This window comes from Pseudocitrobacter sp. RIT415 (assembly GCF_003057695.2).
Taxonomy (GTDB): Bacteria; Pseudomonadota; Gammaproteobacteria; order Enterobacterales; family Enterobacteriaceae; genus Pseudocitrobacter; species Pseudocitrobacter faecalis.
Window position 1 is genome coordinate 41,458 of sequence record NZ_QBJC02000014.1, and the last position, 22,270, is coordinate 63,727.

The 22,270-nt window shown below is 52.5% G+C and carries 18 protein-coding genes and 1 pseudogene; 8 read left to right on the forward strand and 11 right to left on the reverse strand.

Annotated elements, in window-relative coordinates:
• Positions 1 to 132 precede the first annotated feature (132 nt).
• Both DBY68_RS14695 and DBY68_RS14700 read left to right on the forward strand, forming a co-directional pair.
• The gene (locus tag DBY68_RS14695; RefSeq protein WP_108475218.1) at positions 133 to 345 is read left to right on the forward strand and encodes a YodD family protein; all 213 of its coding nucleotides are present in this window, start codon (positions 133 to 135) and stop codon (positions 343 to 345) included.
• Positions 346 to 639: 294 nt separating this feature from the next.
• Positions 640 to 1,452 (forward strand): mannosyl-3-phosphoglycerate phosphatase-related protein, encoded by an 813-nt coding sequence (locus DBY68_RS14700; protein ID WP_108475217.1) that lies wholly within the window; start codon positions 640 to 642, stop codon positions 1,450 to 1,452.
• On the opposite strand, the gene dgcQ is transcribed toward DBY68_RS14700, so the two are convergent.
• The 3 genes from dgcQ to DBY68_RS14715 form a co-directional block, all read right to left on the reverse strand.
• Positions 1,449 to 3,137, reverse strand: a complete 1,689-nt coding sequence (gene dgcQ, locus DBY68_RS14705) for a cellulose biosynthesis regulator diguanylate cyclase DgcQ (protein WP_108475216.1) — start codon at positions 3,135 to 3,137, stop codon at positions 1,449 to 1,451. The two genes, DBY68_RS14700 and dgcQ, sit on opposite strands and share 4 nt — an antisense overlap.
• Before the next feature lie 132 nt (positions 3,138 to 3,269).
• Positions 3,270 to 3,449 (reverse strand): DUF2158 domain-containing protein, encoded by a 180-nt coding sequence (locus DBY68_RS14710; RefSeq protein ID WP_108475215.1) that lies wholly within the window; start codon positions 3,447 to 3,449, stop codon positions 3,270 to 3,272.
• Between the two features lie 77 nt (positions 3,450 to 3,526).
• Positions 3,527 to 4,438, reverse strand: a complete 912-nt coding sequence (locus DBY68_RS14715) for a DUF808 family protein (protein ID WP_108475214.1) — start codon at positions 4,436 to 4,438, stop codon at positions 3,527 to 3,529.
• Positions 4,439 to 4,615: 177 nt separating this feature from the next.
• Here DBY68_RS14715 and yedA point away from each other — a divergent pair, with 177 nt between their 5' ends.
• Positions 4,616 to 5,527, forward strand: coding sequence for a drug/metabolite exporter YedA (yedA, locus tag DBY68_RS14720; protein ID WP_108475213.1), 912 nt, complete (start codon positions 4,616 to 4,618; stop codon positions 5,525 to 5,527).
• Here yedA and DBY68_RS14725 read toward each other — a convergent pair.
• The 4 genes from DBY68_RS14725 to drpB are packed head-to-tail and all read right to left on the reverse strand — an operon-like array spanning position 5,502 to position 8,472.
• Positions 5,502 to 5,996 (reverse strand): very short patch repair endonuclease, encoded by a 495-nt coding sequence (locus tag DBY68_RS14725; protein WP_108475212.1) that lies wholly within the window; start codon positions 5,994 to 5,996, stop codon positions 5,502 to 5,504. The genes yedA and DBY68_RS14725 overlap by 26 nt on opposite strands.
• Positions 5,977 to 7,392 carry a DNA cytosine methyltransferase gene (locus tag DBY68_RS14730; RefSeq protein ID WP_108475211.1) on the reverse strand — a complete coding sequence of 472 codons (1,416 nt, stop codon included), beginning with the start codon at positions 7,390 to 7,392 and terminating at the stop codon, positions 5,977 to 5,979. Before DBY68_RS14730 ends, DBY68_RS14725 begins: the two co-directional genes overlap by 20 nt.
• Positions 7,393 to 7,449: 57 nt before the next feature.
• On the reverse strand, positions 7,450 to 8,145 hold the full coding sequence (locus DBY68_RS14735) for a phosphohydrolase (RefSeq protein ID WP_108475210.1): 696 nt from the start codon (positions 8,143 to 8,145) through the stop codon (positions 7,450 to 7,452).
• Positions 8,146 to 8,202: 57 nt separating this feature from the next.
• Positions 8,203 to 8,472, reverse strand: coding sequence for a cell division protein DrpB (drpB, locus tag DBY68_RS14740; protein WP_108475209.1), 270 nt, complete (start codon positions 8,470 to 8,472; stop codon positions 8,203 to 8,205).
• Between the two features lie 690 nt (positions 8,473 to 9,162).
• Between drpB and ompC the strand changes: the two genes are divergently transcribed.
• On the forward strand, positions 9,163 to 10,326 hold the full coding sequence (ompC, locus tag DBY68_RS14745) for a porin OmpC (protein WP_108475208.1): 1,164 nt from the start codon (positions 9,163 to 9,165) through the stop codon (positions 10,324 to 10,326).
• A 506-nt stretch (positions 10,327 to 10,832) separates the two neighbouring features.
• On the opposite strand, the gene DBY68_RS14755 is transcribed toward ompC, so the two are convergent.
• Entirely contained in the window at positions 10,833 to 11,729 is an 897-nt protein-coding gene (locus DBY68_RS14755; protein ID WP_108475206.1) for an N-acetylmuramic acid 6-phosphate etherase, read from the reverse strand.
• 165 nt (positions 11,730 to 11,894) lie between these two features.
• Here DBY68_RS14755 and DBY68_RS14760 point away from each other — a divergent pair, with 165 nt between their 5' ends.
• Positions 11,895 to 13,514: a sensor histidine kinase gene (locus DBY68_RS14760; protein ID WP_108475205.1), complete on the forward strand. Its 1,620-nt coding sequence runs from the start codon at positions 11,895 to 11,897 to the stop codon at positions 13,512 to 13,514.
• The gene (dcuR, locus tag DBY68_RS14765) at positions 13,511 to 14,230 is read left to right on the forward strand and encodes a two-component system response regulator DcuR (RefSeq protein ID WP_108475204.1); all 720 of its coding nucleotides are present in this window, start codon (positions 13,511 to 13,513) and stop codon (positions 14,228 to 14,230) included. Before DBY68_RS14760 ends, dcuR begins: the two co-directional genes overlap by 4 nt.
• Here the strand turns inward: dcuR and DBY68_RS14770 are convergent.
• On the reverse strand, positions 14,211 to 15,176 hold the full coding sequence (locus DBY68_RS14770) for an FAD:protein FMN transferase (protein WP_108475203.1): 966 nt from the start codon (positions 15,174 to 15,176) through the stop codon (positions 14,211 to 14,213). The genes dcuR and DBY68_RS14770 overlap by 20 nt on opposite strands.
• Before the next feature lie 60 nt (positions 15,177 to 15,236).
• Positions 15,237 to 18,017 carry a flavocytochrome c gene (locus tag DBY68_RS14775; protein ID WP_108475382.1) on the reverse strand — a complete coding sequence of 927 codons (2,781 nt, stop codon included), beginning with the start codon at positions 18,015 to 18,017 and terminating at the stop codon, positions 15,237 to 15,239.
• Positions 18,018 to 18,649: 632 nt separating this feature from the next.
• Between DBY68_RS14775 and DBY68_RS14780 the strand changes: the two genes are divergently transcribed.
• Both DBY68_RS14780 and fumA read left to right on the forward strand, forming a co-directional pair.
• On the forward strand, positions 18,650 to 20,158 hold the full coding sequence (locus DBY68_RS14780; RefSeq protein ID WP_199538667.1) for an anion permease: 1,509 nt from the start codon (positions 18,650 to 18,652) through the stop codon (positions 20,156 to 20,158).
• Positions 20,159 to 20,212: 54 nt separating this feature from the next.
• Positions 20,213 to 21,862, forward strand: a complete 1,650-nt coding sequence (fumA, locus tag DBY68_RS14785; protein ID WP_108475202.1) for a class I fumarate hydratase FumA — start codon at positions 20,213 to 20,215, stop codon at positions 21,860 to 21,862.
• A gap of 116 nt (positions 21,863 to 21,978) precedes the next feature.
• Here the strand turns inward: fumA and DBY68_RS14790 are convergent.
• Positions 21,979 to 22,089: pseudogene (locus DBY68_RS14790) on the reverse strand (glyoxalase/bleomycin resistance/extradiol dioxygenase family protein); the annotation flags it as partial.
• Positions 22,090 to 22,270 lie beyond the last annotated feature (181 nt).

Genomic DNA, 22,270 nt, shown 5'->3' on the forward strand with positions numbered 1-22,270 from the left:
GAACAAAATGCCTCCGCTGACAGCGCCTTACTCCGTAACTGCTGCTTTCTTCACCAATCACTCTTCCGCTCATAAAATGAGCACATTAATAAATGCCGGATATACTTATTATTGCACGGGCGGTAAGAGGTAATGATGATGAACCATGCCAAAGCGACCCACGGCGTCAACGTTGATGCGCTGCTGGCAGCCATCAATGAAATCAGCGAAAGCGAAATTCATCGTGCCGCTGATGATCCTTATCATGTGAGCGTTGATGGCCGCGAATATCATACCTGGCGAGAGCTGGCTGAAGCGTTTGAGTTAGATATTCACGACTTTAGCGTGACCGAAGCCAATCGCTGAAAATGAGGATAAAAAAATCCCGACGCTTGAGGAGTCGGGATCAAACTTGCATCTGCAAGAAGTCATCGAAAAATTCGTTACACCAGGAAATCTGATGTGGATGAAACATTATCTGCGTTTATATCCAATGACAAGATTTATTCACCAAGCCGATCAATCCTGTTACAGACGATGCGTCGGTGTAATGCGCTACGTCCAGCATCCGACGCGGGTTGTCATCAGTTTTATCTCATTTATATCGATTTATTATTTTGAGATTTTTCTTAATAGCGAATGAGCACATAAGGAGAACTTATGTTTGATCGGCAACAACCGCTGGTTATCTTTACAGATTTGGATGGCACGTTACTGGATAACCATACTTACGATTGGCAGCCAGCCGCGCCATGGCTGATGCGTCTGAAGCAGCGGGATGTGCCGGTGATCCTCTGTAGCAGTAAGACCGCCGCAGAAATGATGCTTATCCAGAAAGAAATTGGCCTCGAAGGCCGCGCGTTTATTGCCGAGAACGGTGCGGTTATTCAGCTTGATGCAAAATGGCAGGATGACGAGTCCTGGCCGCGCATTATTTGCGGGGCGACGCATGCCGATATTGTTGGCGTCCTGCACCATCTTCGCGAACGCGAAGGGTATAAATTTACCGCGATTTCTGACGTTGACGCGCAGGTTCTCAGCGAATGGTCCGGTCTGAATGACAAACATGCGGCGCTGGCACGCCTTCAGGAGGCTTCTGAGACGCTTATCTGGCGCGACACTGATGAACGCATGACTGCGTTTTCCGCGACGTTACAACAGCTTGGGCTGCGTTTTATTCAGGGCGCGAGATTCTGGCACGTGCTGGATGAACAAAGCGGTAAAGCACAGGCGGTCAGTTTTCTGCGTCGCAGGATGTTGCAGCGGGATGGCCACAGTCGCCTTTCTCTTGGATTAGGTGATGGCCCTAACGATGCGGACTTGCTCGATAGCACCGATTATGCTGTCGTGGTGAAAAGTCTGAGCCGGGAAGGAATTCATTTAAAAAATGACGATCCGCAACGGGTGTATCATACACAATTGCGAGGCCCACGTGGCTGGGACGAAGGCCTCAGCCACTTCCTGGGGAATTAGTCTTCAGCGCGAACCTGATTGCGTCCGGCCTCTTTTGCCAGATAGAGACGACGATCGGCAACAGATTGCAAATAGGCAAAATCATAACGCCCCTGCTCATTGTCGCTGCCCGACACACCAACAGACGCGCTCACGCGAAGGGTTTGCCCTTTCGACACCAGTATCTCGCGGCGGTTGATACATTCACGGATCCGCTCGGCTATCTCTCGCGCCTGCGCGAGCGTGGCGTTTGGCAGGACGACGCAGAACTCCTCTCCGCCCACACGCCCGGCAATATCCCCTTCGCGTATTTTATTGGCAATTAAGCGGGCGATATGTGCCAGCACGCGGTCGCCGGCCTGATGGCCGTAGCGATCGTTAATTGATTTAAAATGATCGAGATCGAGTTGCAGAACCGCCAGCGGTTTTCCTGACTGCCGACACTGTGCCGATGCCGTTGCAGCACGCTCGAACAAAGCACCACGGTTATATAAACGCGTCAGTGCATCGTACCAGGCACGCCACTGCAAGGATTCTTGCAATGTGGACATGTTACTCACCATATGGCGGATCACCACCCACGAAAGAATCAACATGCCGGTAAACAGCACCCACAACAGCGTTAGCGCGATGCTGATACGCCCAAAATCCCCCTTTAACCCCTCTTCAAGGCTGTGAATGCGTAGCAGAACACCGTCAAAATTACGCAGCTTTTCCCAACTGATATAGCGCGTCATTTCACGCAAACTACCGCGATTATTATCTTCGTAAGCGCGAGCAAGCTGGGCCTGCACCTCCTGCGTGAGCGGCGTGACATGCGGGTCGGACGAGGCGATGAGGTTCATGCGGCTATCATAAAGCTGATACTCCCCTTCCGTTTCGCCTTCCACGGCACGCAACAAAAACTCCCCCATTTCTCTGACGGAGAGCTGCGCCGCCAGCACACCGAACCAGTAATGCTGATAATTCAACGGCACCGACGCCGTAACCATCTGCGCTTCGTGCTGTTTATCACTGGAGAATGTCGTATACCAGCGCACACCGCGTCCGGGATTTTCACGTTCAGACTGCTGGATGAACCACGGGCTGGTGACCAGTTCATAAAATTGTTCAGTAATATTACGCGTCACCGGTTCGCTGCTGAGGAAGAATCCGGCTCGCGAGACGTAGAGCATGCGCGGTGAAAAGCGCGAAAGATGCTGCCCGGTAATTGAAGAGAGACGCAGTAAATAGCCCAGTTCTAACGCCGCGGTGAACTCGTTGGCGACCAAAGGGTTATCGCGAGATAAGAAATCAGACTGCTCGACAAACGCGTCCGACACACCATTGAGCGGCAGTGTACGACGGTTTTCCAGCGCAATATGCCAGTCAGGCTCCTGACGCTTACTGGAAAATTCCGCTCCCGCGTTGCGCAAAACTTCAAACCCCAGTGGCGCCTGCAGCGCCGCCTGCATACCATGACGAAAAAAAAGCAGGCGATCGACGTTGAATTGCAGCTGCCCATCCATCTCACGGGCGACATTTTCCAGATTATTGCGCTGGCTGGAGATATAAGCCTCTTCCAGCACCACCGTTTCACGCCACGTCAGAACCGTTGAAAACAGCAGAACAACGCAAAAGCAGAGGTTTACCACTCTACCGGGTCGGGTGTGCTGGCTAAGCTTTCTCAACCAACCGGGGGATTTTTCGGGGGTTACGGGATGCACAAAGGCTCCCGGCAAAACTCCTGATGAAGAGACAACGTACTTACTCCTGAACGGAAAAACAGCTTTGAATTCATGATGTACAACAATCGCGGTCTCGAGTCAAAAACGCCCGACCAGTGCCGGGCGTTTTGTCTACGCTTTCTCCTGCGCGCGATCGCCGCCGGGCATCAGTTCATCTTCACGGAAGGCCTCACGCTTGACGCCGAAACCGTCATACCAGCGACATTCAACCATCCCACTGGCATAACCCGTTACGACCATGCGCTGACCACCACTCTTAGCCCGAACTTCATCACTGACCAAAAAGACCATAGTTGCCTCCGGTATCAGGGTGAAACAGTTTCACATTAGTCGATCGCCAGCGGGTTTGCGTAATCTGGGCGCACTTTTTATCCTTCACGTTGACGAAGGCGGTTGATGCCATTGACGACCGCCACCACCACCGCGCCGATAATAAAACCGAGCACCAGATTCGCAAGCGTCGGCAGCAGTATAGCGACCAGCGCTCCCTGCTGCGCGGCGAAGCCTTCAATCGCATGATGCAGCGGCGCCACGCCATGAACCACAATCCCACCGCCCACCAAAAACATCGCCAGCGTACCGACCACTGACAATATTTTCATCAACCAGGGGGCAATAAAAAGTAAACCTTTGCCGGTGCCCTGGGCCAGCGCGCTCTTTTTCTCCGCCAGCCAGTAGCCCATATCGTCCAGTTTAACGATGATGCCCACCAGGCCGTAAACACCAATAGTAACCAAAATAGCGATACCCGAGAGAATCAGAATTTGATTCAGGAGCGGGGCTTCTGCCACGATGCCAAGGGTAATGGCGACAATTTCTGCGGAGAGAATAAAGTCGGTGCGGATCGCGCCTTTGACTTTATCGCGCTCGTAAACCATCGGATCCTGATTGGCGATGGCGTCTAATCGCTGCTGACGCGCGGCATCGTCCTCTTTGTGCTTACGCGCATGTAGCGTATGCACCACTTTCTCAACACCTTCAAAGCACAGGAACGCCCCGCCTATCATTAGCAGCGGAGTTACGGCCCAGGGAATAAATGCGCTGATCAGCAGCGCCAACGGCACGAGGATCACTTTATTCAGTAGTGAACCCTTCGCCACGCTCCAGACCACCGGCAGTTCACGATTCGCGCGCACCCCTGAAACCTGCTGCGCATTCAGCGACAAATCATCGCCCAGCACACCCGCCGTCTTTTTCGCCGCCAGCTTGCCCATCATGGAGATGTCATCCAGCAACGTGGCAATATCATCCAGTAAGGTTAATAAACTACTTCCCGCCACAGTACGTTCCTTTCATTATTATGTTTATTAATCACACAGTATGATGCAAATGTACGGGTTACACATACAATACATTTTGCATACACAAATTCAACATTTCGCTACGAATAAAAGCACTCGCAGAGAATCATTTTGCCGCTTACTATATCCCGCCTTGGTGTTTTCCCGTGAGAAATTATGCGTATCAAACAACTGTTACCGCTAATCGGTGCATTATTTGCGCTCTACATTATCTGGGGTTCGACCTACTTCGCCATCAGCATCGGCGTTGCCAGTTGGCCACCGTTGATGATGGCAGGTGTGCGTTTTCTTTCGGCGGGAATTTTGCTGCTGAGCTATCTGCTGTTAACCGGCCATCGTCTGCCGGCCTGGCGCCCATTACTGAACGCCGCGTTAATTGGCGTGCTGCTGCTGTCGGTGGGTAACGGCATGGTGACCGTCGCCGAACACCAGAATGTGCCTTCCGGTATTGCCGCCGTGATGGTGGCGACGGTGCCGCTGTTTACGCTCTGCTTCAGCCGCTTTTTTGGTATTGCGACGCGTAAACTCGAATGGCTGGGTATCGCCATCGGTCTTGGTGGAATTATTCTTCTTAACAGCGGCGGCAACCTCAGCGGTAACCCGTGGGGCGCGGTACTGATTTTGATTGGTTCGATGAGCTGGGCTTTCGGTTCCGTCTACGGTTCGCGCATCGAATTGCCTGTCGGCATGATGGCCGGCGCGGTTGAAATGCTGGCGGCAGGTATCGTACTGATGAGCGCTTCCCTGCTGACGGGTGAGCGTCTGAGCACAATGCCCGATACCTCAGGTTTGCTGGCGGTGGCGTACCTTGCCGTTTTCGGATCTATCATTGCCATTAATGCCTATATGTTTTTAATCCGCAACGTCTCGCCGGCGGTGGCCACCAGTTACGCCTATGTTAACCCGGTGGTGGCTGTACTGCTGGGTACCGGGTTCAACGGCGAGCGTTTGTCGGGCGTCGAGTGGCTGGCGCTGGTGATCATTATCGCCGCCGTGGTGCTGGTGACGTTAGGGAAGTATCTGGTCGGGGCGAGAAGCAGCGTTACGTCTTGTCAGGAAGAGAAGTAACCATCAGTTGCGACATCCCCTGAGTGCCGATCTGCGCGCTGCCTTCACCGCCGCAGATCCACTCCTCCAGCCGTTCTTTCAGGTCGTTATCCGCCAGTTTTTCCCGCCCGCGCAGGGCGCATTCCCAGATAATCAATACCCGCCAGCCCAGTTGATGCAGCCGGGCAACATCGCGCCTGTCGCGCGCCACATTGCTGGCGATTTTTGTCAGCCAGAACTCCGTGCGCGTGGCGGGGACTTTAAAGAGATAGCAGTCATGGTGATGCCAGAAACAGCCGTGTGTAAAGATGATGCAGCGGTATTCGTCGAGCGCAAAGTCGGGACGCCCAGGCAGGTTTTTTTGCTGAGCCGTCCAGGCGAAGCCGCACTCGGTAAGTAACGCGGCGACACGTTGTTCAATCGCCGTGTCGCGCGTACCGATTGCCCGCATGTTTTTGCTGCGGGTGACTTTATCGTGAACGTCCGCCACTTTTCTCTCGCATTGCAACGGCCTGCAGAATGCGCGAACGCAGCAAACGCGCCACGGCGGCAAAAACCGGCACCACAACTGAATTGCCAAACTGGCGATATGCCTGGGTATCGGAAACCGGAATGCGGAACTGATGTTTCTGGGGTTGTTCAAAGCCCATCAGACGAGCGCATTCCCGTGGCGTTAAGCGGCGCGGACGATGTTTCTGATTTTGCGGATCGTCAAAATCTTTCTCACCCAGTGCCTTATCCCAGCCGCGATCGATGAGGATCTCCGCACCATCTTTGTAATAACGTGCGGAAAGCGTACGCGCCACGCTGCCGGGACGCGTCGGGTCAACCATGCCATAACCAAAACCGTTGCCTTTTGCCTGATGCTTTCGCGCGTAACGGTAGAGATATTTCCACAGTACGGGGGTCAGAATGAATTTCTCATCCACTATGGGATCCAGCAGCTCACCAAACTCTGGCCTCCGCGCCGGGTAGTAGTGAGGAATATCACGCAGGGTAAAGCCTTTATGCAGCCCAAGATCGCGGCGGAAACCCACCAGCACGATACGCTCGCGGTGCTGCGGTAAAAAGTGCTGACCATCGATAATTTTCGGGTCGTCAGCGCCCATATCCGCCGCATCAGAGACCTCGTATCCCAGTTCATCCAGCGTTTGCATAATGATGCGGAAGGTTTTCCCGCCGTCGTGGCTTTTGAGGTTCTTGACGTTCTCCAGCACAAAGATGGGCGGGCGACGCGCGTCGATGATGCGCACCACGTCAAAAAACAGTGTGCCCTGTGTATCGCAGGCAAAACCGTGTGCCCGGCCCAGCGCATTTTTCTTGGATACGCCCGCCAGAGAAAAAGGCTGGCACGGAAAGCCCGCGAGCAACACATCGTGCTGGGGAATATGTTGCTGAATATGCGCCCGGGCTTCGCTGTCGCTCACATCAGGGTGATGACTTAAGGTGATATCACGGATGTCGGCATTGAACTGATGCTCGTTTGGGTCGCAGTACCAGTTAGCTTTATAGGTACGCACCGCATGTTTGTTCCATTCACTGGTAAACACGCACTTCCCGCCAATGGCTTCAAACCCGTTTCGAATACCGCCGATACCGGCAAACAGATCAACAAACCGAAATGCGTAATCAGGATGATGTGCGGGAGGTTTAGGTAATAAAGCCGCCAGCTGGGTAACTTCATTTTCACTCAACCGCGTATTGGCACGCGCTAGCGTCACGACCCGTTTAACGATAGCCGGGCTCCAGTGCTGCTCACCCACCGAATTTAGCTGCGCCACGACGGTTTTGAGATCGTAAATTTCCAGCACATGTTCAAACAGTGCCTGGGCATCGGTTTCAACCGCCCGATGCGGGGCCGCACTCAGTGACTCACTCTGTTGCATAGATTCAACCAGACCAGACAAATAAGCGTGAGATTACCATACTTTGCGGCAGGAAATTCATTCTGACGGCGCAAATCGCCGTACGACGGCCTCATCCAGCCCCTGAGGGTCACCGCGAAGCTCAGCGCTCAGTTTGGCCAAAAATTGCACCATATAATCCGCGTTATGTTGTGCAAGCATGCGCCCCCTCGCCGTTTGCATGGTTTGCGGCAAACGTAACAGCTTGGTCTGGAAGTGATCCAGCGCCCAACGTTTATCGTCTAACAGGCGAGAATCGGCAAAAGGATCGTCTGCATCAAACAACGGCGTGTTCATGGCCCCCGACACGGCAAAAACACGTGCGAGGCCGATTGCGCCCAACGCTTCAAGACGATCGGCATCCTGCACGATTTTCGCTTCCAGCGTCCGTGGCGTTATCTGTGCGCTAAAACTGTGCGCTTCAATGGCGTGTGCCAGCGCGGGTAAGTGCTCGTTCGGGAAGTCAGGAAAATCCTGGCGCAGTATGACCTGCGCACGTTCGGCGGATAACCGAGACGCGCGAGAACGATCGGGATGATTTTTAGCAAGGCTGATAATGTCGTGAAAATAGCAGGCCGTGAGCAGCACCAGTAAGTTGACCGGTTCGTCTGCGGCGATGTGTCTGGCGCTGTGCCAGACCCGGCGGAAATGGGAAATATCGTGGGCGGCATCGCCGCAAGAATAGTGTTGCGTGAACCACTCTTCAAAACGCGCTTGCCAGGCATCGATTGTCATACGTGGGCTCTTCATCCTTTTAAAAGACCACGAGCATAACAAGTTTCGCTTAATGTATCAGTCCTGAATCTGGCGAGGACGGGTATACCAGGCAATGCCGCCGAGGATCAGCCCAACAAGACCCAGCACGATAAAACCGACAAGCGCACCAAGTAGTTTGCCGGATGTTGAGGCGATTTCGCCATCCAGCGTCGCACCAGGAATCGTTTCTACCTCGCTAATCACCCAAAAGTAGCGCACCATCGCCCAGACAAAATAACCGCAGAACGCATAAAAAACCCATAACGCCAGCTTTCCGCCAGGGCCACGCGTCATTGTTTCTTCCATATAACACTCTCATTTAGCGAGGAAAATCGTTGTTACTGAAATTCCACTTAAGGCATAAGTGTGATTTCGGTCACATTATAGCGACTCTTTGCAGGCAGAGTAGTAGGGGGCGCTTCTGCCGGTGCGCAAAATGCCGATCGTTTGATCTTCGGCAATTTTGGTTGCTCAAAAAAGTTTCACAGACACGCGTTCCGTGGCGTAGTAACGTGTTGAGAAAAATAATTATATTATATGTAAATAGTATTTATATTTATCTTTGTGATAATCAACGCTCCGTTTTCAGACTTTCTTTTTCATCTGGTTCATGTAACTATAATTCCGTTATTAGCCTTTTGTTGTTTAACACTGCACTCGTTAATTTTTTCATCTAAAGCAGGCCCGATAAACTTTTTTATTGGGCTTTTTTTTGAATACCCTCTCCTGCTGCTCAGCAAAAACATATAACAAGCATAAATACCAAACAAAGCACATCACACCTTTATCAATAAAATCATCATGTTAAATAATCAACGCCAATACATGAAAGCTTTAATATACACATCAAAAATAATGGAAACATTTAGCAATATTTAATATAAATCCGTTACATTTTTAGCGTAAAATAAAATGAACTCTATAGATAATATCGCCATTGCAATGCCGACACATCTAAAAGCATTCATAAACATTATTATTTAAAGGAAATAAATAATGAAAAGAAAAGTATTGGCAATTATTGTCCCGGCTTTATTAGTGGCTGGTGCAGCAAATGCGGCGGAAATTTATAATAAAGACGGAAACAAACTGGATCTCTATGGGAAAGTCGATGCTCGTCATACTTTCTCTGACAATCCGGGTGATGATGGTGATGAAACCATCGTTGAACTGGGCTTCAAAGGTGAAACGCAGATCACCGACGAACTGACTGGCTTTGGTAACGCGCTGATGAAAGTTCAGGCGAACGATACCGAAGGCAGCGACAACATGTACGCAAAACTGGCTTTTGCCGGTCTGCGCTATGCCGATGCAGGTTCCTTTGACTACGGTCGTAACTACGGCGTTGTGTACGACGTAGAAGCGTGGACCGATATGCTGCCTGTTTTCGGTGGCGACTCCTATACCTGGACCGATAACTTCATGACCGGCCGTGCAAACGGTGTAGCAACCTACCGTAATACCGACTTCTTCGGTCTGGTAGAAGGCTGGAACTTCGCGCTGCAATATCAGGGCAATAACGAAGGCAGCAACGCGAACGAAGATCAGGAAGGTACCAAAAACGGTCACGAGGATTATCGCTTCCAGAACGGCGACGGTTTCGGTATGTCCACTACCTATGATTTCGGTGACGTACTGCAAGGCCTGAGCGTTGGTGCGGCATTCTCTTCTTCTGACCGTACCAATGAACAAGTTATTGCTGGCGGCATCGACAACCGCTACAGCAAAAACGCAGGTGGCTCTGAAGCGGAAGCCTGGACCGTTGGTCTGAAATACGATGCCAACGACGTTTACCTGGCGATGATGTACGCGGAAACCCGCAACATGACGCCATATGGTGACTACGGCATCGCCAATAAAACTCAGAACTTTGAAGCGGTTGCGCAGTACCAGTTCGACTTCGGTCTGCGTCCATCCTTAGCGTGGGTATACTCTAAGGGTAAAGACCTGGGCGGTAACGACTATCACAACGAAGTGACTTACCACGACAAAGCGCTGGTGAATTACATTTCTGTTGCGGCGACTTACTACTTCAACAAAAACATGTCTACCTATGTTGATTATAAAATCAACATGCTGGATAACGACGCTCGCTTCTACAAAGACAACGGTATCTCTACCGATGACGTGGTGGGCGTAGGCTTGACCTACCAGTTCTAACCTCTACAGGTCATAAAGCCCGCAGAGCGGGCTTTATGCCTGATGCGCTACGCTTATCAGGCCTACAAGGTTTCTGCAACATCATGAATTTGAACGATTGTAGGCTGGATAAGGCGTTTACGCCGCATCCGGCATTAACAAAGCGCACGTTGTCAGCAACCTGAAAGCCCGCATAGCGGGCTTTATGCCTGATGCGCTACGCTTATCAGGCCTACGGGGTTTCTGCAACATCATGAATTTGCACGATTGTAGGCCGGATAAGGCGTTTACGCCGTATCCAGCATTAACAAAGCGCACGTTGTCAGCAACCTGAAAGCCCGCATAGCGGGCTTTATGCCTGATGCGCTACGCTTATCAGGCCTACAGGGTTTCTGCAACATCATGAATTTGTACGATTGTAGGCCGGATAAGGCGTTTACGCCGCATCCGGCATTAACAAAGCGCACCTTGTCAGCAATCTGAAAGCCCGCATAGCGGGCTTTTTTCGTTTTTAAATCCAGCAACGACTATGGCGCTTCCTGCAACGCCACTCGCACAAAACCATTGTTCTGCGCCAGCAGGGCATTCGCATCCTGTACTTCCATTCCTGTGAGCACCATCAGGATCGCGGTTTTACAATGATGATCGCAGCGTTCGAGTGCGGCTTTCGCCACAGCGCGCGAACAACTTCCCGCTTCCATCACAATCGCAATCTGTCGTTCGCACCACTGGGTGGTGTCCCCTTGCAGATCCACACGCAAATTGCTGTAAACCCGACCGCTGCGAATCGCCAGCCCGGTGGTCAGCATATTCAGAACCAGCTTCTGCGCGGCGTTGGCTTTAGGATTACCGTAGCCCGCAACGACTTCCGCCCCGGTTTGCGGCGCGATAACCAGCGACGCCAGCTGCGCGGCTTCGCTTTGCGGATTGCGCGTCAGCACGGCAACCGGCGCGCCCAGCGACCACGCGTGGCGCATGGCACCCCACACCCATGGCGTCTTGCCACCGACGGTCAGGCCCAGCAGCATATCTTTTTCATTAAAGCCAATCGCCTGGAGATCCAGCACTCCACGATCGTAATCGTAGGCGGCATCGCTTTTTTCATTCAGCATCGCCTGCGGCCCGCCCGCGATAAGCCCGACAACCGGGCCGTGGCCCTGCGGGGTAAACTCACTGGCAGCCAGCATCCCGGCGCGCCCCGACGCCCCTGCTCCAACTATCACTAAACGCCCACCGCGGCTTAACGCCGCCGCAGCTTGATCCACTAAACGGGTAATTTCATCCAGACATGGCGTGATGGCATCGGCAATACGTTTATCTTCCTGGTTGATAACGTTAAGCATGTCCTCGGTGGACAATCTGTCGATATCGGCGGTAACAGCACTGCGTCGCTCCATGACTGCATCGGTAAGCTTAATGCTCATAAACTGCCTCCTTATTATGAGTTGCCTCTCAATATAAAGTGTTTCATATGGATAGCCTGAGAGTGGCGTCACAAAGAGACGTTTGTTTTACTAAGGGTCACGCCGCTTTAAGAAATCGGGCTTATCAGCGATAATGCTTGTTTATTATTGATGACAGGGATTCCGATGCACGATTTTCAGCAGCCTCAACGCGCGACAAAACGCCCGATGAAGCTCAGCACGCTGGTCACCTTAATGGTCTGCGGTGTCATCGGTGCCGTCCTGCTGGTTATCTACACGTTTTATCTTGCGCAAATCGCCAAAGCCACGCGCACGGGGTTGCAGGACACCGCCTTCGCTATCGCGCGCACACTTGCCGATTCGCCGGAAATCAAACGCGGACTCACCTCCCCCTCATACAGCGATATTATTCAACCGATTTCAACCGCCGTGGAACAACGTAATCATTTGCTTTATGCGGTGATCACGGATATGCATGGCATCCGCTACTCACACCCCGATCCCCGTCGCGTTGGTCAGCGCTTTATCGGAGAAGATTTACAGCCCGCCCTGCTCGGCCAGGAAAACGTTTCGGTGAACCACGGCGTGCTGGAAGAAGCGCTTCGCGTCTTTACGCCCATTTATGACGCACAGCGCCGACAAATTGGCGTGGTGATTGTCGGCATCTCCATGAACGATGTTCAGGCGCAAATCAATGCCAGCCGCTGGAACGCCATTTGGTTTGTGCTTTTCAGCGCCATTATTGGCAGTTTCGGAACCTGGGTGCTGGTTCGGGTGCTAAAAAATATTCTTTTCGGGCTTGAGCCCTATGAGATTTCTACGCTATTCGAACAGCGTCAGGCAATGCTGCAATCGCTCAAAGAAGGGGTGATTGCCGTCGACAGCCTCGGCAACGTGACGCTAATTAACCATACTGCGCGGCAAATTCTGCTTTCTGCCAACAATCGCCAGCCGGGAGAACCGCCGCATGCGCCGTTGCAGGGAAACCTGCAACAGGTTCTGGCGACCGGGGTGGCGATTCCGGATCAAGAAGTGGGCTGCAATGGGCGCCTGTTACTCACCAACACCGTACCAGTGCGCAGCCAAAACCGCGTGATTGGCGCGATCTGCACCTTCCGCGATAAAACCGAAGTCAGCCAACTGATGCAGCGCATGGATGGCATGGTTAACTATGTCGACGCGCTGCGTGCCCAGTCTCACGAATTTATGAATAAACTGCACGTGATCCTCGGGCTTTTGCACATCAAGCGCTATGACAAGCTGGAAGAGTATATTCTGCAAACCGCGCAAAATTATCAGACCGATATCGGCGAGATTCAGCATAAAATTAGATCACCGATAGTTGCCGGGTTCCTGCTCGGCAAAATCAATCGCGCGAAAGAAGCCGGCTTCACGCTGACGCTGGCCGAAGAGTCACGCGTACCGGACAACGCCAACGAGCAACAGGTCGCCGTGCTGGTCACCGTGCTGGGCAACCTGATTGAAAATGCGCTGGACGCCATGTCCGGCCAGCCAGAAGGCGAGATAAGCCTGCTGCTGCACTATCAAAATGGCTGGCTCTCCAGTGAAGTCAGTGATGACGGGCCAGGCATCGCCCCGGATAAAATTGATGCTATTTTTACCAAAGGTTTTTCGACGAAAGGCGAGAATCGCGGCGTCGGGCTCTTTCTGGCCCGTCAGCAAACTGAAAACCTCGGCGGCAGCATCGCCGTAGAATCAGAGCCGGGCGTCTTTACGCAATTTTTTGTACAAATCCCCTGGGACAGCGAGAGGAATGCCGAGTGATTAATGTGTTAATTGTTGATGATGATGCCATGGTGGCCGACCTGAACCGTCTCTATATCGAACGGGTCGAGGGGTTTAGCTGCTGTGGCATCGCCTCAACCCTCAGCCAGGCTCGCGAATTTATTGAAGAGAGTGTGCAGCCTATCGACCTGGTGCTGCTGGATGTCTATATGCAGCAGGATAATGGTTTGGATCTACTGCCTGTCATTCGCGCATCGGGACGGGCTATCGACGTTATCATGATCTCTTCCGCTTCAGACGCGGAAACTATTCAAACATCGATGCATTATGGCGTGGTGGATTACCTGATCAAACCATTCCAGTTCCCACGCTTTGAAGAGGCGTTAACCGGCTGGCGCGAAAAAAAGCAGCTGATGGGCAGCCATAAATATTACGAACAGGCCGATGTCGATCGCCTGCTGCACGGCGGCGCACCGGAGCTTGCCGACACCAAACGTCTGCCGAAGGGCTTAACGCCGCAGACGCTGCGCACCATTTGCCAGTGGATTGACGCACATCCGGAAAGCGAGTTTTCCACCGACGACCTGGCGAATGCGGTGAATATTTCCCGCGTATCATGCCGTAAATATCTGATTTGGCTGGCACAAATAAATATTCTGTTTACCAGCATTCACTACGGCGCAACCGGACGCCCGGTGTATCGCTATCACCTGCTGCCGGAACAGTACGGCCTGCTTAAGCAGTACGCACAGTAAGCCGGTAATCGTCATCAAGCAGCGTAAACCGGTAATGTCTGGCCGAGGAGAGAATGATCTCCCGCTGTTTGGTGACAAATATCGCTTCAATGTCCGGGCGTTTGCGCAGCGCTGCAACCCCCTTCTCAACGCCCATTCCATAAATCAGCGTGGTCCAGATATCACAGTCGAGGGATTCGCTGGCGATAATGGTGACGCTGTCAAGCTCGTTATCCAGCGGATAGCCGCTGCGCGGGTCAAGAATATGGTGATAGCGGCGCCCGTCCAGCTCGAAAAAGCGCTCGTACACGCCAGAGGTCACCACCGACTTGTTCATCACCTCAATGGCTCCGAGCAACGCATTATCCTGTGCAAAGGGCTTTTTCAGGCCAATCGACCAACCGCCCTCTGGCGAGCCCAGCGTTTGTACATTGCCACCAAGATTTATCAGCCCCAGCGTTACGCCCTGTTTGCGCAAAAAGTCGCGCACACGGTCAGCGATGTACCCTTTTGCAATTGCGCCTAAATCAATTTCCATACCGGGACGCGTCAAAAACACGCTGCTTTGGGTATCATCCAGCAGCACATTATGTGCATCGGTCAGCGTCAGTAACTGCGCAATATCATCAGCGGGTGGCACACTGTCGCCCTTAAAACCGATTTTCCAGCGTTTCACCAGTGGGCCAATCGCCAGATTAAACGCCCCGCCTGGCACCAGACTTGCGGTTTTGGCACATTTGATAAGCTCAAAAACCGGGCGGCTGACGCTGACGGGGTGTAATCCTGCGGCGTGATTGATATCCATTACCTGCGACTGCGCGCGGTTAACGGTAAGGAGATCTTCGTATTGTTTAATGAGGTGGAAAACGCGGGAAGCGAGCGGTTCGTTGTGTTCGAAGAGCTTGAGCAGAATGGGCGAGCCCATCAGGACTGCAGAATAACTGTACACCCGTGCATCGTCTGACATTCCAGCCTCCTTTCACAAAAGAGAACCCGGTAGCCAGGGCTACCGGGGTTTCATGGGCGGCTAGCTGCGTTTTGCGCGCATCGCGGCCTGATGACCGGCGAGTGTACCAAAGATAATGATATCGGCGACAGCGTTACCGCCGATACGGTTACCACCGTGGATACCGCCAACCACTTCACCCGCGGCATATGCGCCGGCTATAACCTTGTGCTCTTTATCCAGCACGCAGGTCTCAGTGTTGATGGTGACGCCCCCCATCGTGTGGTGCACGCCCGGCGCAATCTGAATTGCATGGAACGGGCCTTCATTGATCGGTGCGCGCAGCGCGGTAGTACGACCAAAGTCATCATCGTGCTGTTTTTCCACAAAACCGTTGTAGCGTTCCAGGGTCGCCAGGAAAGCGTCTTCATTGAGCCCCAGTTTTTTCGCCAGATCGCGCGGTGAGCTGGCGCTGGTGACAAAGCCACGGCCAATGTACTCATCAGCGGCTTTGTTTTTCGCGCGAACGTGCTCATCAAACACGATATAGGCATATTTTTCTGGCAGCGCAATAATTTGCGCGGAGACTTTGTCACGGGTCTCCATTTCATTGAAGAAACGGTTGCCCTGCTGATTCACCAGAATTGCCCCGCCACCGCGGATGGATTCGGAAATCAGGTACGATGTTTTTTGCTCAACGGTCGGGTGAATCTGAATTTCGCCCATATCCACTGTGCCTGCGCCGATATTTTCCAGAAGCGAAATACCGCCACCGGTCGCGCCTTTGTGGTTGGTGGTCACGAAGCCGGCCAGATCCGGGCGATATTTCACTACCATCGCACTGTTGGCGCTGAAACCACCGGTCGCGACGATGATGCTTTTTGTTGCGACGGTCAGCGTTTCTTTCTCTTCGGTCAGCAGACGGACTGCGGAAACTTCACCGCCATCCATCACGATATCGACCACAGAAGTATCGAGCATGACATCAATATTGCGTTTGTTGACATTACGCACCAGGCCGCTGATAAGATAGCCGCCCACCGCCGATCCGTCGCGCGGACGGTGAGTACGGTCGATGCTCATCCCACCGGTGGTGGTGATGTCGTTCAGCATAATGCCGCGTGTTGCCAGCCATTCAATCGCTTCAGGTGCGTTTTCCACAAAGCGACGCAGCAGTTCCGGGTTATTCTTGTTTTTTCCGCCTTTCAGGGTTTCCTGGTAGAACAGCTCTTTGCTGTCCTGGATCCCTTTCACGCGCTGGAAGCGGGTTTCCGCTGCGTTCATCCCGGCAGACGCTTTAATGGTGTTCCCGCCGATGGTCGGCATTTTCTCGACAATCAGCACGCTTGCGCCTTCGTCATGCGCCTGAATCGCCGCAGCCAGACCCGCGCCGCCGCTCCCCACAACCACCACGTCGTAGCTTTTCGCTTCTTCGACGTCGCCGCCCTCTTCGGCTACTCGCGCTTTGCTCGATTTCAGCATCGCTTTAGAGACGGCTTTTTTCACGGCTTCACTCTGGCTGGTTGCGCCGGAGATAGCATCAACATGAGGGGTGTTAGCATCGAGAATACGGGTACGAATTTCTTCAAAACTGGTGGTGAATTCCACGCTCTGATCCGGCGCGCTCGCCAGCTCAATATCGGCGATACGGTCTGTATCCAGGCTAACATTGATAACCAGTTCGTTGGTGTCGTCCATCACGGTTTCCACAAAGGTACCCGCTTTGAATTTGGACTCGCCCATGCTCATGTCGCGGATCATCGCTTCGACCAGGAAGAAACGCCACAGCGGTTCTGGAATACACAGGGCTTCACGCTGGGTGCTATCGATAAACAGCTCGGGCGCTTCGTCACGCGCAATGCGGTCTGTCCAGTCCGGATAGGCGATACAGGCGCGACCCACGGCAACCAGGTCGTAACCATTATCCAGCGCGGTATCCACATCCGCTCCATTTACGACACCGCCCACACCCATTACCGGAACCTGAGCCAGTGTTTCAGAACGCATCGCGACATATTTTTGAATCAGCGGCGTCGGATCGTTGGTTTCGACGATAGAAGGACGCAGCGTAGCGCCGACGGAGAAGTGCAGGTAATCGACGCCGCGCTCCGCCAGTTTTTCCAGCAGATACATGGTGTCGTCAAAGCGGATACCGGGGACTTCCATCTCTTCCGGTGAGAAGCGATAGCCGATAATGAACGAATCATCAGCATACTGGCGCACCATTTTATGGGTGATATCCAGTACCGCCAGCGGGAATTTTGCGCGATTGTCGCGGCTACCGCCCCACTCATCGTCACGCTGGTTGGAGTTCGGCGAATAGAATTGTTGAATCAAATAAGTGTTGGCGCCGTGAATTTCCACGCCGTCGAAACCGGCCTGGATGGCACGACGTACCGCATCGCCGAATTTACCGACCATGCCATACACTTCTTCCGTGGTCAGCGCGACCGGTTTGGCAGCACCATCACGCGGCGCAGCTACCGCACTTGGGCCAACCGGTGTACGTCCGCCAATCAGCTTCGGATCGACCATACGGCCACCGTGGTAGATCTGCAGCAGCGCTTTAGAACCTTTAGATTTGATCGCTTCGGCAATTTTCGCCAGGCCGGCGATTTTGTCGTCGTTGTCGATACCCAGCGCGCCCGGGAAGGCAAGGCCGAGATCGTCAACAAAGCAGCACTCGACAATGATAGTACCGATGCTGCCGGAACGGGCGCGATAGTACTCAATCAGCTCGCTGCTGACTGAACCGTCGTAATACCCCGAACAAGTGGTCATCGGAGCCATAAACAAACGGTTTTTAATTTCAGTTCCGTTCGGTAAGGTGAATGCCTCAAGTATGCGATGGTTTGTGTTCATCATATAAAAACTCCAAACTTTAAAAATTGAAATCTGCGAATTCTGAATCGGTGTGTATTTGAGTTATTTTTTCTTTCCGATATTGATGCTACTAATATAATGGTATTTTTAGTTACTAAAGCAATTACGTTAGTTAAAAAACTAATTAAGCGCCGCTATAACACCAGTACCTCCATAGTGTTATTAATAAAAAATATTCCGTTCACAATTATTTAAATAATTATTACTTTTTTGCTACCTCAAGAGGTATGATAAAAAGTACCAACAAAATCACAAAAACCCATAAAAACCAATAATATAGACAAGATGTAGTTTATGTTCTATATTTAATATACACGCGCTGGCGTGAGCAATTAACAACCAATACCCTTATAGCTCAACAGGGTTATTCAAAAATAATAAAAAGCGCATTATCGTCCTGTTTTTTTGATCGAGATCAATTGCCTTATTCTTTAAAAGAGCATTAAATAAATATAAAGAATTCCTGATTTATCGCTGACAAAATAGCGCTAAATTTCCATGCCAGTAATACAAAAAGCCGTCTTTAATAATTAAATAAAGTAAAGAAACTAAAGAAAGCAAAAAGTTATTTCTGGCATAACCGAATTACTAACAACTTAAGACGCAAAACTATGAAAGAAAAAACCGCCGTAACGCCCCCCGTGGCGAGCAAGCCAAAAGACGGAAAGAAAAACCGTCTGATGATGATGGCACTGCCGATTATCGTCGCCGTGCTGTTGCTGTTTGTGCCGGTTCCTGACGGGCTGCCGCCGTATGCCTGGCACTACTTCGCAATCTTTGTCGGCGTCATCGTCGGCCTGATTTTCGAACCCCTGCCGGGTGCGGTCATCGGTCTGACGGGCGTCGTCGCCATCGCACTGTGCAGCCAATGGGTGCTTTTCAGCCCGGAACAGCTGGCCGATCCGAAATTCAAACTGGCAGGTGCGTCCTTCAAATGGGCGGTAAGCGGCTTCGGTAACTCAACCGTTTGGCTGATTTTCGGTGCCTTTATGTTTGCCGCCGGTTATGACAAAACCCGTTTCGGTCGCCGCCTGGCGCTGATCCTGGTGAAATATCTGGGTCGTCGCAGTCTGACGCTCGGTTATGCCATTACCTTTGCCGACCTGCTGCTGGCCCCGTTCACCCCGTCTAACACCGCACGTAGCGGCGGGACAATCTACCCGATTATTGCCAACCTGCCGCCGCTGTACGGTTCAAAACCGAACGACCCAAGCGCGCGTAAAATCGGTTCTTACCTGATGTGGGTGGCGATCACCGCCGCGTGTATCACCAGTTCCATGTTCCTGTCCGCCCTGGCACCGAACCTGCTGGCGCTGGCGCTGGTAAAAAGCATCCTCGGTATCACCATCTCCTGGGGCACCTGGTTCATCGCCTTCCTGCCGCTGGGGATCCTGCTGATTCTGACCATGCCGCTGCTGGCTTACTGGTTCTATCCGCCGGAAGTGAAAGTGAACGACGAAGTGCCGCTGTGGGCGAGTCGTGAACTGGAAAAACTGGGTAAACTGTCACGTAACGAAATTCTGTTGCTGGTCTTCGTATGCTGTGCACTGCTGATGTGGATCTTCGCTGCGGCGTGGATTGAACCGGCAATGGCTGCGCTGTTAATCGTCGGCCTGATGCTGTGGACAGGCGTGCTGGAGTGGAACGATATCACCGGCAACAAAGCCGCATGGAACACCTTTGTGTGGTTCGCAACATTGGTAGCACTGGCCGACGGCCTCTCCTCGACAGGCTTTATCAGCTGGCTGGGTAAAGAAGGCGGCCTGCTAATGAGCGGTATCTCTCCGGGCGTCGCGACTATCGTTCTGCTGCTGGCGTTCTACCTGTTGCACTATCTGTTTGCCAGTACCACCGCGCACACCACGGCGCTGCTGCCAGCGATGCTGACCATCGCCGCCACTATTCCGGGCATGAACATGGAAGTGTTCGTCCTGCTGATGGTGACTTCACTGGGTATCATGGGGATCATCACCCCGTACGGTACTGGCCCGAGCCCTATTTACTACGGGAGTGGCTACCTGCCGACCAAGGACTACTGGCGGTTAGGCACCATCTTCGGTGCCATCTTCCTGGCAGCCCTGCTGCTGATTGGTTACCCGTGGATGTCCATGATGTTCTGATTCTCAACCGCCGGAGGGTAACGTCCGGCGGTTTTATTTTATGGAGCAATAGCTATGTCGAATAAACCTTTTGTTTACCAGAACCCCTTCCCGCTTGGCAAAGATGACACCGAATACTATCTGCTGAGCCGCGAGCACGTTTCTGTTGCCGAATTTGAAGGCCAGGAAATTCTCAAAGTTGAGCCTGAGGCCCTGACGCTGCTGGCACAACAAGCCTTCCACGATGCCTCTTTCATGCTGCGCCCTTCTCACCAGAAACAGGTCGCCGCCATTCTGAATGACCCGCAAGCCAGCGAGAACGACAAATACGTCGCGCTGCAATTCCTGCGTAACTCGGAAATCGCTGCCAAAGGTGTGCTGCCGACCTGTCAGGATACCGGCACCGCCATCATCATGGGGAAAAAAGGCCAGCGCGTGTGGACCGGCGGCGGCGATGAAGCCGCTCTGGCGCGCGGTGTTTACAATACCTACACCGAAGATAACCTGCGCTACTCACAGAACGCCCCGCTGGATATGTACAATGAGGTGAACACCAAAACCAACCTGCCTGCGCAGATTGACCTCTACAGCGTCGATGGCGACGAGTATAAATTTCTGTGCGTCGCTAAAGGCGGCGGTTCAGCCAACAAAACCTATCTCTACCAGGAAACCAAAGCGCTGATCACCCCGGCGAAACTGAAAAACTATCTGGTTGAGAAAATGCGCACGCTGGGTACAGCGGCCTGCCCTCCGTATCACATTGCATTTGTGATTGGTGGTACCTCTGCTGAGAGCACGCTGAAAACCGTTAAACTGGCGTCCACCCGTTACTATGACAGCCTGCCAACCGAAGGTAACGAGCACGGCCAGGCGTTCCGTGACGTTAAGCTGGAGCAAGAACTGTTACAGGAAGCGCAGAACCTGGGCCTCGGCGCGCAGTTCGGCGGGAAATATTTCGCCCATGATATCCGCGTGATCCGCCTGCCGCGTCACGGTGCATCCTGCCCGGTCGGCATGGGGGTTTCCTGCTCGGCTGACCGTAATATCAAAGCGAAGATCAACCGCGACGGTATCTGGATCGAGAAGATGGAGCACAATCCGGCGCAGTACATTCCGGAAGCGCTGCGTCAGCAAGGGGAAGGCAGTGCAATTGCAATCAATCTGAACCAGCCGATGAGTGAAATTCTGGCGCAGCTTTCCGCACACCCGGTCTCCACGCGTCTGTCGCTGAACGGAACCATTATCGTTGCCCGTGATATCGCGCACGCCAAACTGAAAGAGCTGATTGATAACGGTGAAGAGCTGCCGCAGTACGTGAAAGATCACCCAATCTACTACGCAGGCCCGGCTAAAACACCGGAAGGTTATGCATCCGGCTCTCTTGGCCCAACCACCGCAGGTCGAATGGACAGCTACGTGGATCTGTTGCAGTCGCACGGCGCAAGCATGGTGATGCTGGCAAAAGGCAACCGCAGCCAGCAGGTCACCGATGCCTGTAAACAGCACGGTGGCTTCTACCTCGGCAGCATCGGCGGCCCGGCAGCCATTCTGGCGCAGGACAGCATTAAGAGTCTGGAATGCGTGGCGTATCCTGAGCTGGGTATGGAGGCTATCTGGAAAATCGAAGTGGAAAACTTCCCGGCCTTTATCCTGGTGGATGATAAAGGGAATGACTTCTTCCAGCAGATCCAGAACAAACAGTGCTCAGGCTGCTCACAGCGTTAATCGCCTAAAAAAGCCTGATGCGCTACGCTTATCAGGCCTACAAGGTTTCTGCAATATCATGAACAAAGCCAGGCATCTGCCTGGCTTTTTGTTTGTCTCAATAAAACGATAATAGAATTCGTTTGGCTGCAATACTTTTCGTTGACAGATCCCGCAAAGAAATCAACCCAGAAGCGAGCCTGAGTCTCAAGCTGGCGCGTCCATAGTGCAATGTGGGCAACTTTCATGTTTCACCTCTTTCTCGGATGTTGACCAGTAACTTATTGTCTGTTCGACTTATTTTTCCTCACTATGCCAGTAATCAGCGTAAAAATCGTCACCGACACATCGCATTTTGCATTTTGCATTTTGCATTTTGCATTTACACATTTAAATTTATAAATATAATGAACCACACCTTTTGTCGCA